Source organism: Pseudomonas sp. FG29, from assembly GCF_057809355.1.
Genome location: NZ_JBMDJU010000018.1, coordinates 1 through 14112, shown reverse-complemented (window position 1 = coordinate 14112; position 14112 = coordinate 1). Strand labels below are relative to the sequence as shown.

General features: G+C 58.2%; 8 protein-coding genes. 6 read left to right on the top strand and 2 right to left on the bottom strand.

Translation table 11 applies throughout. The features are described from left to right. Positions 1-46: 46 nt before the first annotated feature. Positions 47-1093, top strand: coding sequence for a DGQHR domain-containing protein DpdB (gene dbpB, locus ACODS1_RS17330; RefSeq protein ID WP_489086634.1), 1047 nt, complete (start codon positions 47-49; stop codon positions 1091-1093). 35 nt (positions 1094-1128) lie between these two features. Next, positions 1129-1566, top strand: a complete 438-nt coding sequence (locus ACODS1_RS17325; protein WP_489086633.1) for a hypothetical protein — start codon at positions 1129-1131, stop codon at positions 1564-1566. A gap of 103 nt (positions 1567-1669) precedes the next feature. Here ACODS1_RS17325 and ACODS1_RS17320 read toward each other — a convergent pair whose 3' ends face one another. Together ACODS1_RS17320 and ACODS1_RS17315 are read right to left on the bottom strand one after the other, a co-directional pair. After that, positions 1670-2902: a DGQHR domain-containing protein gene (locus tag ACODS1_RS17320; RefSeq protein ID WP_489086632.1), complete on the bottom strand. Its 1233-nt coding sequence runs from the start codon at positions 2900-2902 to the stop codon at positions 1670-1672. Next, complete coding sequence (locus ACODS1_RS17315; protein ID WP_489086631.1) at positions 2895-3662, bottom strand: HNH endonuclease; 768 nt, start codon at positions 3660-3662, stop codon at positions 2895-2897. The genes ACODS1_RS17320 and ACODS1_RS17315 overlap by 8 nt, the downstream gene beginning before the upstream one ends. A gap of 813 nt (positions 3663-4475) precedes the next feature. On the opposite strand from ACODS1_RS17315, the gene ACODS1_RS17310 reads away from it, so the two are divergent. The 4 genes from ACODS1_RS17310 to recD all read left to right on the top strand — a co-directional run bounded on the left by ACODS1_RS17310 (position 4476) and on the right by recD (position 14024). Next, positions 4476-4799, top strand: a complete 324-nt coding sequence (locus ACODS1_RS17310; RefSeq protein ID WP_489086630.1) for a ComEA family DNA-binding protein — start codon at positions 4476-4478, stop codon at positions 4797-4799. 158 nt (positions 4800-4957) lie between these two features. Then, entirely contained in the window at positions 4958-8371 is a 3414-nt protein-coding gene (gene recC / locus ACODS1_RS17305; RefSeq protein WP_489086629.1) for an exodeoxyribonuclease V subunit gamma, read from the top strand. Continuing rightward, positions 8368-11997, top strand: coding sequence for an exodeoxyribonuclease V subunit beta (recB, locus tag ACODS1_RS17300; protein WP_489086628.1), 3630 nt, complete (start codon positions 8368-8370; stop codon positions 11995-11997). Before recC ends, recB begins: the two co-directional genes overlap by 4 nt. After that, the gene (recD, locus tag ACODS1_RS17295) at positions 11994-14024 is read left to right on the top strand and encodes an exodeoxyribonuclease V subunit alpha (protein WP_489086627.1); all 2031 of its coding nucleotides are present in this window, start codon (positions 11994-11996) and stop codon (positions 14022-14024) included. Before recB ends, recD begins: the two co-directional genes overlap by 4 nt. Positions 14025-14112: the final 88 nt, after the last annotated feature.

Sequence of the window (14112 nt, the reverse complement as noted above, 5' to 3'; positions counted from 1 at the left end):
GACTACCGCTCATCTGGCATTTAACTGATGAAATGAGGACGATGTTTTGCTCACGTTCGCCGCGATTCGGGCCCGCCAAAGCCCCAATCACCAGGTTTTTTCGTTTGCAGCGACTGCTGAGCAGATCCTGGCAATCGCTTCTATTGATCGAGTAAGGCGAGATGAGTGCGGAAACCTCTCTGGTTTCCAGCGACCGCTTGTGTCAAGGCACATCAGAGAGATACGAGACTACCTGGGGCGGTCTGACTCCGTGATGCCTAATGCTATTGTTCTGGCCTTTATCGGCGGTGTTCGGGTTAGGGGTGAAGCTGGGGCTTTGGTTGAGATTGAAGTGGATGTCTCGCAAGGACCTGTTGGATTTGTGGTGGATGGCCAGCAGCGTTTGTCTGCAATGGCGGGGTTGCCAGGACGTGATTTTCAACTACTGGTGTCAGCTCTTATTTGTGAGACATCTGAAGAATTGCGTAGGCAGTTTATTTTGGTAAATAACACCAGTCCATTACCTAAGTCGCTGATATATGAGTTGCTGCCTGCGGTTGATGGTTTGCCCAAGCGGATGACGGATCGTGCGCGAGCGGCACGAGTGGTTGAATTGCTTAATTTTGACTCTCGCTCATCATTGCTAGGGCAGATCAAGCAGCATACGAGTCCCGGGGGCGTTATTAGTGATAACGCTCTTCAAAGGCTAGTTATGAATTCGCTGTCGGACGGATACTGTCGAGAGACTATTGAGTTGTCGGATGGGGAAGATAGATGCTTTCTTGCGATAAGCGAGTTCTTTGAGGCGGTGCAAGATGTTTTTGGAACATCCTGGTATGGGCATATTCCGAGAACTTCTAGGCTTGTTCATAGCGCTGGAATAATATCAATGGGATTCGTGATGGAGGCAATTTGCGAGAAGGGGGCGCCCTGCGCCCCGATGTTTAAAATTGGTCTTCAAAAATTAGTGGGGTATACGGCTTGGACCGAAGGCTCTGGGGAGTGGAAGTTTAGGAGTGGTGCTCGGTCGTGGAATTCTATCCAAAATTTGCACAGTGATATAAATGCTCTTTCTGATTATCTGGCTAGAATCGTTAGAAGGAAATCCTTTTAGAGTCTAATTTTACAAGTCATTACAATGGTGGTGTTATGTCACAACAACTTGCCTCGCGCGCTTTGTCAGATCGGTTATTGGTTGAAGAGTTTTCTTCTCGGCTTCTAGATTTGGTTGGTATTTTTCACGCAGAACTTCAGAATATTTCCATGGCGGACAAGGCGTTTGCGGGCAGTGGATATGGTGTTTTGATGGAGGTGTACGGGTTGCGCACTCGTGCTTATATTCTGATGAACGACTCAAGGAATCACGTCGTCAACTCTTTGGATTTTTCTCAGGAGGAAATGCTGTCGGTATTTGATAGGATTTCTAAGGTTGCTCGCGTGATTGATAGCCTGAAATTCGCAAGTTCGATGGTTTTGTCCGTGGCAACGTTTACTGTATCTCTAGGAGAGGATAGGGCCAGAATTGTGAATTTTCTGTTTAATGCACTTCGCCATGATGTGGCTGAGTGGGAGGCGTTGTTCAACTGATTCAGTTCTTTCTTGTGCGAGGATGTTGTGTCAGCGTTTATCGCGAAGGCGCCTGTCTTGGCTATAATAAAGGCGCCTATCTTGGCGAGTTTGGGCAGTTACGTTAGTCCTCGTTATCCGGTTCTTCGGGTGTAGAGTCTTCACCGCTGGATTCAGAAGATCCAGCTTCTATAAGCGGGTTACCTATGCGCCAGTCGAAATTTTCCTCATCTTTATGACTGGCAATGGCCGACTTTAATCGGCGAATGGAGTCGGCAATAATTTGACGTCCACCAGATGTGTCTAGGCTTTTTAGCACCCAGTTTTCTTGCCAGAATTCTACAGGAATACCACTAATTAGGCGCTCAGTTGCCAGTCGCGCTTCAGATGCATCGTCGCCAGCAATACCTCCGGTAAAAAATGCCGGATCTAATTTGGACACCAAATATTCTATAACCATCTGGGTTATGGTTTGGATTGTTGCTTTTTTTATCAGATTTGGAAATTGCTCAGCGTTAGCCAATGTGACGCCGTAATAGTTGAAAATAGTCCTCCAGATCGTCGAGAGGACTATGATTGCGTCCGCATCGTCTTCGCGCGTCTCGTTAAAGCCAGCTTGAATTGCTTTGATGCCATTCTCAATTGCTGCGGGTGCAATAAGAGGCTTTGCATCAGGATGGCGATTGTTGACCCAGTTGACCATCTTATGGAACGGGCCTTCTGGATCCTCATTGACTAAGTCAATATGCAGGGCTAGTTTGGGTACGGTTATAGTGGCTGCGCTCAAACGATTGCGAAGATCTGTCTCAATAGAACTGAAGTTGCTAATAAGTGCTTTGAGGTTATCGGTTGGAACCTTGTGCGATTTGTTGTTAATGGTGACAAATTGGAATGCTCGTTCTAGTCTGCTCAAAGATGGAAACAAGCAGACCGGCACTAGAACTGGATAGGCGAGTTGCGACATGCCTTTTAGGCGATGTTGACCATCGATAATGTATGAGCTTTCTCGCACCGCTGATGAAAATGTAATTCTGACTAGATTGTCTTGCCCTAGATCCTGGATGTGATATGCCGGGGTGTCGTCTGTAATAAGTTGAGAGTCCGCTACTTCGGGTAAAGTGTCTGCGAAGGCTACGGTAATACTTGTGGGTACGATGTTGTCGTGATAAGAGTCAAAGAATTTTCTCACCTGCTTCCAGCGTGAGTCCACCAGTGACCGCTGAACATTGACACGGTCGAGTTTTATATCGTCGGCTTGGGACCAACTGTAGATCTCGGTGGCCGGTGCAGCAAGAAGAATAAAGCTAATGTTTGAGTCCTGACGTTGTTGGACTCGAATGCCGAGGTAGCTATGCACGGATTTTAACTCCTTCCAGCGATTGGTTGTGATTGCACTTTAGGCAGACTATTTGCAGGTTAAGAAAGTGCAATGGTTGACTTTTTTCGCGCTGAACCAAGTACATGGTCTCGCTTTCAATGTCATAGAAGTGTTTTTCGCAGAATCCACAACGGCCACCTTGCTTCCAGATCAGTGCAAAGCGATACTGGTGATTGATTGCAGAACTTACGCTCTTTACATCCCTTGCGTTGGTCGTGGCCTGTTCAATCGGAAGATCGACAAAGCTAATGAGGTGAGATTTCAGTTTGTTGCAAGCTTTACAACAAGCGGCAAGATTCTTTTGAGATCGAGAACCACCACGTGCTTGGCCCCATATATGTTCGATTTCGAAGGATCTTTTTTCGCGTTTTTTGTCTATCGACTCTTCTAGATCAGAACCATATGGTCGACTTTCTCCGTAGTGAAGCTCTACTCCACATATATAGCAGCGATGGCCATTGTTGATTGCAAATTTACGAATGGCTTTGACTTGAGTGCTGTTAAGTTTTGATTGTTTGCATGTTACGCGAACACAGATGCGTGACATTAAATAGGCAATTCTTTGTTCCACATCTTTGTTCGGTACATCCAGAACCTCTCTGAGAGCAATTAGCATGCCGTCAACTAACTGCAGAGGGTCGTCTGGAGTTCCATTGTTATCAAGCCAATAACAACCTCCTATCACTAGACGAGAAAAGGTGTAATTGACTAAGCGTTCAGACAGGATAGAAGACAGCACATCGATGTCTCGCAGACATTCGACGCTCACAGACGGTGAAAGTAAGTGGCTAAGCGCGTTCCAGAGGTCTTCCGATAACTCTTCCGTTCTGTGTTGCTCGGACTCCTTTATTCGGTATGTTCTGTTAAGAACTGTCCTAGTCGGTGTAGCGTGCATTCGATTTTCCCTATTCAACTACCATATTCAATTGCCGCTCCTTTCGCCATTTGCGGGCAGATAGCCCAGAAAGGAATCGCTCCAGACTGGTATGGACGCGTTACTATCGGGTACTGGTTCAGCAGTTGCAAGAGATGAGGAAGTCCCTGACTGCCATCGACTACTCCAATTGTCTTGCCGCTGAATCGTCCCGGTCACCCGCTGTTCCGTTGAGTGATAGTGTGGCTGGAGAGCATCGCATCACATCGGATCTGGCAACGCGTACTGCTTAGGCTGTCGTCCAAGGTCGCAGGGACTTTTGCGGGAAATCGTGGATAACCGTCGGATAGAGTAGAGCAATGGCTGCAGCGAGCGCTCAAATTTATCCTAATAAAATCAATGCCTTATAAGGTCGACCTCCGGCATGGGGTGCAAGGGGTCGAGTGTTCGAATCACTCCGTCCCGACCAAAAAATCCCTACATTAGAGCCTGGTCAGTGATGACCAGGCTTTTTTGTTTCCGGGACTTTTGTGGGGCTTTTTATCCTGCGGGTCGAAGATGAACCATGTTTAGACCGAGGCTTCATGTCCTGATGAGGATTTGACAGTGGGGAATTAGCGTCTAGGTTGAAAAATGAGCCTAACGTGCTCGTTTCTACTCACCTACATGGAACGTTAAATGATGAAAAACTACCTCCCATCCATCCTCTTCGTGCTTCTGGCCTCTTTCTCCTTCGCCGTGTCTGCAGTTGAAACCGGAAAAACCGAGGCCGGTGAAGCGACCTCCGCGCAAGTCAGCCAAGCTGTGAGCGTCAATCTCAATACCGCCGATGCCGAGACGCTCCAGCGCGAGTTGGCGGGTATTGGTGCGACCAAAGCCCAGGCAATCGTGGCCTATCGCGACGCTCACGGAAACTTCGCTTCGGTTGACGAGTTGCTTGAGGTCAAAGGTATCGGTGAGGCAACTCTGAACAAGAATCGCGACAAACTGGTAGTCGACTGACGCTGGTATGTGGCGCTCTCGAGGCCGGTCACTGACCGGCCTTTTTGTTATTTGAGCGTGTTCGAACGCCTCGAATCGCTCGTGAGGGCGGGACAAGGTCTCACCTCTTGATTAAATGCTGGCAAACTTGCGCTTCGATTTTCGACAGGAGTCAGTCGATGCCCGCCAGCCCGGAGCTGTCCCCCGGCCTTATCGTCATTCACGGCAACCACCTCGAAGAGCTGCGTGCGCTGGCGGTGCAGTGGATGCGGCGCTATCCGCTGCGGCCGCTGGAGAACGAGGTGCTGCTGGTGCAAAGCAATGGCATCGCCCAGTGGCTCAAGCTGGCGTTGGCCGAGCGTGATGGCTGTGGCATCGCTGCGGCGCTGGATGTCGATCTGCCGGCGCGCTTTCTCTGGCAGGCGTACCGCAACGTATTGGGTAAGGATGCGATTCCGCAGCAGTCGCCGCTGGACAAGGCGCCGCTGACCTGGCGCCTGATGCGGCTGTTACCGGATCTGTTGGCCGAGGAAGCGTTCGCTCCGTTGCGCCGCTTCCTCGCCGATGATCAGGATCTGCGCAAGCGTCATCAACTGGCCGAGCGTCTGGCCGATCTGTTCGACCAATACCAGGTTTATCGCGCCGACTGGCTGGCCGATTGGGCTGCCGGGCATGATCGGCTGCGCACCTCGCGCGGTGGTGAGCGGCCACTGGAGGGCGACTCCCGTTGGCAACCCGCGCTGTGGCGCGCCTTGCTGGCAGATGTTGGCGCGCAGCACCTGGCCGAAAGTCGCGCCGGCGTGCACCCGCGCTTCGTCGCCCGAATGGGCGAACTGGATGTAGCGCCGCCCGGACTGCCTCGGCGCATCACCGTTTTCGGTATTTCCTCATTGCCGGCTCAGGTGCTGGAAGCGCTGGCGGCCATGGCGCGTTTCAGCCAGGTCATGCTCTACGTGCACAACCCTTGTCGGCACCACTGGGGCGATATCGTCGAAGACAAAGATCTGTTGCGCCACGAATACCGCCGTCAGCAGCGCAAAGGCAAACCAAGCGCCCAGATCGGCTTGCTCGAGCAGGAAGACATGCACCAGCACGGGCAGCCGCTACTCGCGGCGTGGGGTAAGCAAGGGCGCGACTATATCAACCTGCTGGATCAGTACGACGAGCCGCAGCGCTATCGCGAGCAGTTCGAACGCATCGACCTGTTCAGCCCGGCCAGCGAGGACAGCCTGCTCGGCCAGTTGCAGAACGATATCCTTGATCTGCGTCCGCTGGCGGAAACGCGCAGAACCTGGCCGCCGGTCGACCCGGCACGTGATCACTCGCTGCGTTTTCATATCGCCCACAGCGCTCAGCGCGAGGTGGAGGTGTTGCACGATCAACTACTGGCCAGCTTCAGCGAGGATGCTACGCTGCGACCGCGCGACGTGATTGTCATGGTGCCGGACGTCAACGCTTACACACCGCATATCCAGGCGGTGTTTGGCCAGTTTGCCAGCGATGACCCGCGTTTCATTCCCTTCACCCTGGCCGACCAGGGGCTGCGCGGCAAGGAGCCGATGATCATCGCGCTTGAGCACCTGTTGCGCCTGCCGGAAAGCCGCTTCAGCGTCAGCGAGATTCTTGATCTGCTGGATGTAGCCGCTCTACGTCAACGCTTCGCCATCGCCGAGGATCAGTTGCCTACGTTGCGCCGCTGGCTGGAGGGCGCCGGTGTGCGCTGGGGGCTGGACGCGACTCAGCGGCAATCGCTGGGCCTCGGCGAGAACCTGGAGCAGAACACCTGGCGCTTCGGCCTGCGGCGTATGCTGCTGGGCTACGCAGTGGGCTCGGCCGACGCCTTTGCTGGTATCGAGCCCTATGACGAGATCGGTGGGCTCGATGCTGCGTTGATCGGCCCGGTGACGCGCTTGCTGGAAACCCTCGACCGTCACTTGCAGCAACTGCGCGAGCCGGCCACGCCGACGCAGTGGGGCGAACGCTTGCGCAGTCTGCTTGATGGCTTCTTCCTGGCGCAGAACGACCGTGAAGAGGTGCTCACGACTCAACTGTTCGATGCACTGGACGCCTGGCTGGAGCTGTGCGATGCCGCGACCTTGGATGCAGCGCTGACTTTGCCGGTGGTGCGCGAGGCCTGGCTCGGCGGGCTCGATCAGGGGCGGCTGAGTCAGCGTTTTCTGGCCGGCGCGGTGAACTTCTGCACGCTGATGCCGATGCGCGCGATCCCGTTTCGTCAGGTCTGCCTGCTGGGGATGAATGATGGCAACTATCCGCGTAGCCAGGCGCCGTTGGATTTCGACCTGATGGCTGGCGATTACCGCCCCGGTGACCGCTCACGCCGCGAGGATGATCGCTATCTGTTGCTCGAAGCACTGCTGGCGGCGCGTGATCGTCTTTATATCAGCTGGGTAGGGCGCAGTATTCGCGACAACAGCGAGCGGCCGCCATCCGTGCTGGTTGGCCAGTTGCGCGACCATCTGTCCAGTGCCTGGGCGCTGGCCGGTAGCGGCGACCTGCTGCATGGCCTGACCACCGAGCACCCTTTGCAACCTTTCAGTCGCCGCTACTTCGATGGCGAGACGCAGTTGTTCAGTTATGCCCACGAATGGGCCGCCCTGCATGGTCAGGCATCGGCGGGTGAAATTCTTGCTCCCTTGCCGGCCTGGGAGGACGGGCAGCAGCTCACGCCGGAGCTATTGCAGTCGTTCCTGCGTGATCCGGTGAAGTGTTTCTTCACCCGCCGCCTCAAGGTGTTTCTCGATGAACAAGAGCAGGCGCAACTCGACAGTGAGCCGTTCGCGCTTGACGGCCTGCAGCGCTATCAGTTGCAGGAAACCTTGCTCAAGGCCGCCGTCGCTGGCGATGTGGACAGCGAAGATGCACTGAGGGCGGCAGCCGACCGCTTGCAGCGCAGTGGTGTCCTGCCGCTGGCTGGTTTCGGCGAACAGTATCGCAACGCCTTGCTGGAGCCCTTGCCGGCCCAGTTGCGGCGCCATCAGGGGCTTTGCCTGTGCTGGCCGGCCGTACTGGAGTCGCCGCAGCGCCTGCTCTTCAGCGCAGCCGGTGTTGAACTTGACGGCTGGCTAGCCGGGCTACGGCAGAAGGGCGATGGCAGTCTGGCGCGTCTGGAGCTGCTGCCGGGGGCGCTGCACAAGGACAAGAGCTGGAAATGGCATCGTCTGCTGCGGCCCTACGTGCTGCATGTCATCGCGTCGGCCTGCGGTGTGCCGCTGACCACCTTGCTGGTCGGCGAGGATCGCAGCCTGGCGTTCGAACCCTTGGCGACCGAGCATGCCGCGCGCATTCTGACGGTCTGGTTGGAATCCTGGAATGCCGGTATGCAGGTGCCTCTGCCAGTTGCGATGAAGACCTCCCTGGCTTGGTTGCAGGATAACAACGAGGACAAGGCCTGCAGTGTCTACGAAGGTGGCTACAACCTCATAGGTGAAGTCCAGGGCAGCGCCAGCCTGGCCAGACAGTTCCCTGACTATGCCTCGCTCACCGCCGATGGCCAGTTTCCGACATGGAGTGAGCGGCTCTACCAGTCGCTGCTCGACAGCCATCCCCAGGCGCTCGAGGAGGACGCAGCATGAGTCAACAGCGCCCTCTGGCCCTGACTTTTCCCCTGCACGGCAGCCGTTTGATCGAGGCCAGCGCTGGCACGGGCAAGACCTTTACCATTTCCGCGCTCTACCTGCGACTGATCCTGGGGCATGGGGGCGACGCCGCGTTTCGCGAGGCGTTGCTGCCGCCACAGATTCTGGTGGTGACCTTTACCGATGCGGCCACGCGCGAACTGCGCGATCGCATTCGCGCGCGGCTGGTCGAGGCCGCGACCGTGTTCCTCGGTGATGCTCAGGGCGATGATCTGTTGCGTGAGCTACGCAGTGATTTCGCCCAGACGCAGTGGGACGAGTGCGCCCGTCGCCTGGAGCTGGCGGCGCAGTGGATGGATGAAGCTGCCGTGTCGACCATCCATGGCTGGTGTCAGCGTATGTTGCGTGAGCATGCCTTCGACAGCGGCAGCCTGTTCAGCCAGACCCTGGAGACCGATCACAGCGAGCTGCTGGCGGAGGTGGTGCGCGACTACTGGCGGCAGCATTGCTATCCGCTGCAGGGAGCTGCGCTGCAATGGGTGGCAAGCATCTGGGGAACGCCTGATGCTCTCGGCGGCAGGTTGCGTCCCTTGCTGGGTGAGGAGGCTGAGGGCGCGATGCAGGCGCTGGGCGAGCTGCTTGATAACGCGTTGCTGCAGCGCGAACACGCACTTGCCGAGCTCAAGTCACCCTGGCTGGTCTGGGCTGACGAGCTGCAGTTGCTGCTGGATGCGGCGGTGGCGGCCAAGCAAGTGGATGGCAAGAAAATCCAGGCGCGCTTCTACAACCCCTGGCTGGCCAAGTTGCGCGAATGGGCGGGTGGCGACGAGTCGCGTCTCGATCTTGGCACAGGCTTCACGCGCCTGACTCCCGACGGCCTGGCTGAAGCCTGGAAGGGCGAGGCGCCTGATCATCCCGCGCTGGACGCGATGGCTGTACTCAAGGCGCAACTCGATGCTTTGCCTGACCCTTCTGATGCTGCCCTGCGCCATGCGGCGGCCTGGGTTCGCCAGCGCTTCGACTGGGAGAAACGTCAGCGTGCGGAGATGGGCTTCGACGATATGCTGGTGCGCCTGGACGCTGCCCTACAAGGCAGCAATGGCCCGCGCCTGGCCGAGGTGATGCGCCGTCAGTTCCCGGTTGCGATGATCGATGAATTCCAGGACACCGACCCGCTGCAGTACCGCATCTTCGACACGCTCTACGAAGTCGAGGCCAATCGCGCCGACTGCGGCCTGTTCATGATCGGCGACCCCAAGCAGGCCATCTACTCCTTCCGAGGCGCCGACATTCATACCTATCTTCGCGCGCGCCGGGCCACGTTCGGCCGGCACTACAACCTGGAAAAGAACTTCCGTTCCAGCCAGGCCATGGTCGATGCCGTCAACGGCGTTTTCCTGCGGGCCGAGCAGCGTGAGGGCGGCGAGGGAGCTTTCCTGCTGCGCAATGATCTGCCTTTTATCGACGTGAGCGCACAAGGTAGACGCGAAGTCTGGAGTGTCGATGATCAGGCGCAGCCAGCCTTGACGGTGTGGCAATTGGCGAGCGACGAGCCAGTTGCCAAGGGCGCCTATCTGGATGCCATGGCAGCCGGTGCAGCCAGCGAGATCGTGCGTCTGCTGGATTTGGGGCAGCGTGGGCGGGCCGGCTTTAGCAAGGAGGGTGCGCTCAGTACCCTGCGACCCAGCGATATTGCGGTGCTGGTGCGGGATTTCAACGAGGCGCAGGCGATTCGCGGCGAGCTGTCGGCGCGCGGCGTGCGCAGTGTCTACCTCTCTGACAAGGATTCGGTGTTCGCCGCCCAGGAAGCACGCGATCTGCTGCTGTGGTTGCGTGCCTGTGCCGAGCCCGATCAGGATCGCCCGCTACGCGCAGCGCTGGCCAGTGCGACCTTGGGGCTGACGTTGAGCGAGCTGGAGCAGCTCAACCTCGACGAGCGTACCTGGGAGCGCCGCGTCATGCAGTTCCGCGACTATCGCCAGCGCTGGCAGCGCCAGGGCGTGCTGCCGATGCTGCGTCAGTTGTTGCAGGACTTCGAGCTGCCGCAGCGGTTGATGGGACGTGACGATGGCGAGCGGGTATTGACCAACCTGTTGCATCTGGCCGAACTGCTGCAACAGGCCGCCGCCGAACTCGATGGCGAGCTGGCGCTGATTCGGCATTTGAGCGAACTCCTGGCCGGCGAAGGGCAGGCGGCTGACGAGCAGGTGCTGCGCCTGGAGAGCGATGAGGCGCTGGTGCGCGTGGTGACCATCCACAAATCCAAGGGGCTGGAGTATCCCCTGGTATTCCTGCCGTTCATCTGTGCGTTTCGCCCGGTGGATGACAAGAAGCCGCTGCAGATCCATGACGGCGAGCGTCGACGATTGGTGCTCAAGCCTGATGAAGATAGCCTGGAGCGTGCTGAACGTGAGCGCCTGGGGGAGGACTTGCGCCTACTTTACGTGGCGCTGACCCGTGCCCGTCATGCCTGCTGGCTGGGCGTGGCAGATCTGAAAATCGGTAATGGCAAGAAGTCGCGCCTGCATGAGTCGGCTTTGGGCTACCTGCTCGGTGGCGGCGCATCGCTGGCCACCAGTGGCGAGCTCGCCAGTTGGCTCGCACCCTTTGCCGCCGGGCTGGAAAGCACCGTGGCGCCGGTGCCACCCGCCAGCGAGCAGCGCTATCGCATGATCGAAGATGAGCGGTTCGAGCCACAGTGGCGCACACCAGCACGACGCGCCGCCGAGCATTGGTGGATCGCCTCCTATAGCGCGCTGCGCCTGGACGAGGAGGCGCCCAGTCAAATCAGTCGGCATGAGGATGCCGCGCCTGACAGTCCGGCGATGCAGAACGCTATCGACGATGAAGACCCTTTGCTGGCCATGGCGCCACTGCCGGCATCTGCTCAGGGGCTGCATCGCTTCCCGCGAGGGCCGAACCCTGGCACCTTCCTCCATGGTCTGCTGGAAATGGCGGCGCAGGAGGGTTTTGCAGCCCTGGCAGAGGATCCGCCGAGGCTACGCGAGGCGTTGGCCAGACGCTGTCAGCGTCGCGGCCTGGAAAGCTGGATCGAACCCTTGCAGGACTGGCTGCTGGCTCTGCTGACCCAACCGCTCCCGCTGGCGGGCGCGGATAGTGTGGTGTTGGCGCAACTGACCCAGTATCAGCCTGAACTGGAGTTCTGGTTCGAAGCGCGTGGGGTGGACGTCAGGCTGCTGGATCAGTGGGTGCAACAGTGCGAGTTGCCGGGTGTCGCCCGGCAGCCGCTGCGGGCCGACACCCTCAATGGCATGTTCAAAGGCTTCATCGATTTGGTATTCGAACATCAGGGGCGTTTTTACGTGGCGGATTACAAATCCAACTGGCTCGGCAGCGACGACAGCGCCTATACCCGTGACGCGATGGAAACGGCCATCGCCAGCCACCGTTATGATCTGCAATACGTGCTCTACGTGCTCGCACTGCATCGGCAATTACGCCTGCGCCTGCCGGATTACGACTATGACCAGCATGTGGGGGGCGCGCTCTATCTGTTCCTGCGTGCGCCGCAGCAGGGCGCTTACCTGGCACGACCGCCGCGCGAGCTGATCGAGCGTCTGGATGCGCTGTTCATGGGCGAAGCAGAGGAGGGCGCAGCATGAGTGCGGTACTGGCCCCGGCGCTGCGTGACCGCGCCGAGCTCTTCGCCCTGCTTTCCACCTGGAGCGAGCGTGGCTGGTTGCGCGAGTTGGATCGGGCGCTGGCGCAGCTGTTCGCTGAGCTGGAGCCGCAGGCTTCACCGCTGCTTCTGCTCGGTGCCGCGTTGGCCAGCCACCAACTGGGCCAGGGACATGTCTGCCTGGATCTGTCGGCCACGCTGGCCAGCCCGGACTTCAGCCTGTCTCTGCCGCCAGAGGGGGAGGACGCGCAAGCAACGATGATCCTGCCTTCCCAGGTGCTGGCCGGACTCAGTCTTGAGTCCTGGCTGGCGGCCTGCGCTGGCAGCGCACTGCTGGAGTCCGAAGGGGCGCCGCTGGTGCTGAGTGGTAGTTGCTTATATATGAAGCGTTACTGGAACTATGAGCAGCAGGTGGCCGGCAACATTGCCCAGCGTCTGCAGGCGAGCGCGGCAGCGCCGACCGATCTGGCCGCGCGCCTGGCTTCACTTTTTCCAGAACCGCTGGTAGTGGGTGGTAAGCGCCAGACCGACTGGCAGAAGTTGGCCTGCGCCATGGCGGCTCAGGGGCGCTTCACCTTGATCACCGGAGGGCCCGGAACCGGCAAGACGACTACGGTGGTGCGTCTGCTTGCCCTCTTGCAGGAAGCTGCCATGGCCAACGGCGAACCGCTGCGCCTGAGCCTGGCAGCACCCACCGGCAAGGCGGCCGCGCGGCTAACCGAATCCATCGGCGCGCAAGTGCAGTCGCTGGCGTTGGACGAGCGGGTGCGTGAGGAGATTCCGACACTGGTGACGACGTTGCACCGCTTGCTGGGGAGTCGTCCCGGCAGTCGTCATTTCCGTCACGATGCAGCCAATCCCTTGCCGCTAGACGTCTTGGTGGTGGATGAAGCATCGATGATCGACCTGGAGATGATGGCCAGCCTGCTGGACGCACTACCGGCGCATGCGCGTCTGATTCTGCTGGGTGACAAGGATCAGCTCGCCTCGGTAGAGGCTGGCGCTGTGCTGGGTGATCTCTGTCGGGAGGCAGAGAGCGGTGGCTACAGTGAGGCAACGCGGGTTTGGCTGGAAAGCCAGACCGGCGAACAGGTAGAAGATCCGGCATTGGTGTCCGGTGACGAGGCTCTGGCACAGCATATCGTCATGCTGCGGCACTCACGCCGCTTTGGCAGTGGCTCGGGTATCGGGCGTCTGGCACGCGCGGTAAACCAGGGCGATGCGCAAGCTGCTCGTACAACCCTGGCCGCAGGCGCGGACGATCTACATGTGCTGCGCCTGTCGGGGGAGCAGGATCGCGGATTGGAGCGTCTGCTAATCGACGGACAGGGGAGCGGCGAATCGCATCCGCAGGGGTATGCCCATTACCTGCAGTTGATGAAGACGCAGCGACCGGCTCCTGATGCCGGTGAGCAAGCCTGGGATGATTGGGCTGGCAGGGTTCTGGCGGCGTTCGATCAGTTCCAGTTGCTCTGCGCCGTTCGTAAGGGCGCCTGGGGTGTCGAGGCCCTCAACGAACGCATTGCCCAGGCGCTGGTGCGGCGAGGTCTGCTCGAGCAGATGCATGGCTGGTATGAAGGTCGGCCTGTACTGGTAACGCGCAATGACTACAGTCTGGGATTGATGAATGGCGATATTGGCATTGCGCTGCGCTTGCCCGAGCTGCCTGAAATGCCTGGTGCACCGATGCGTCAGGTCTTACGGGTGGTATTCCCGCGTAATGATGGCAGCGGCACCTTACGCCATATCCTACCCAGTCGCCTGAGTGCGGTGGAGACGGTGTTCGCCATGACCGTGCACAAATCCCAAGGCTCCGAGTTTGCCCATTGCGCGCTGATTCTGCCCGACAGCCTCAATCCAGTGCTGACCAAGGAGCTGGTGTATACCGGTATCACGCGTGCCCGCCACTGGTTCAGCTTGATTGAAAGCCGAGCAGGCATCTTCGAGCAGGCCGTACAGCGACGTGTGGAGCGGCGTAGCGGTTTGCGTGAGGCGCTCGAAGCGCTGTAAGTAACAAAACTGCAATTAAAGCTTGACGCGCATTCTGCTGGATGTAGAATGCGCGCCACTTCAGCGATGAAGCGCTTCAAAAACTTCT

Bases quoted from the DNA above. Each gene is read 5' to 3' on its own strand.
- ACODS1_RS17325 (WP_489086633.1), top strand. From the start codon at position 1,129: ATGTCACAACAACTTGCCTCGCGCGCTTTGTCAGATCGGTTATTGGTT.
- ACODS1_RS17310 (WP_489086630.1), top strand. From the start codon at position 4,476: ATGATGAAAAACTACCTCCCATCCATCCTCTTCGTGCTTCTGGCCTCT.
- recC (WP_489086629.1), top strand. From the start codon at position 4,958: ATGCCCGCCAGCCCGGAGCTGTCCCCCGGCCTTATCGTCATTCACGGC.
- recB (WP_489086628.1), top strand. From the start codon at position 8,368: ATGAGTCAACAGCGCCCTCTGGCCCTGACTTTTCCCCTGCACGGCAGC.
- recD (WP_489086627.1), top strand. From the start codon at position 11,994: ATGAGTGCGGTACTGGCCCCGGCGCTGCGTGACCGCGCCGAGCTCTTC.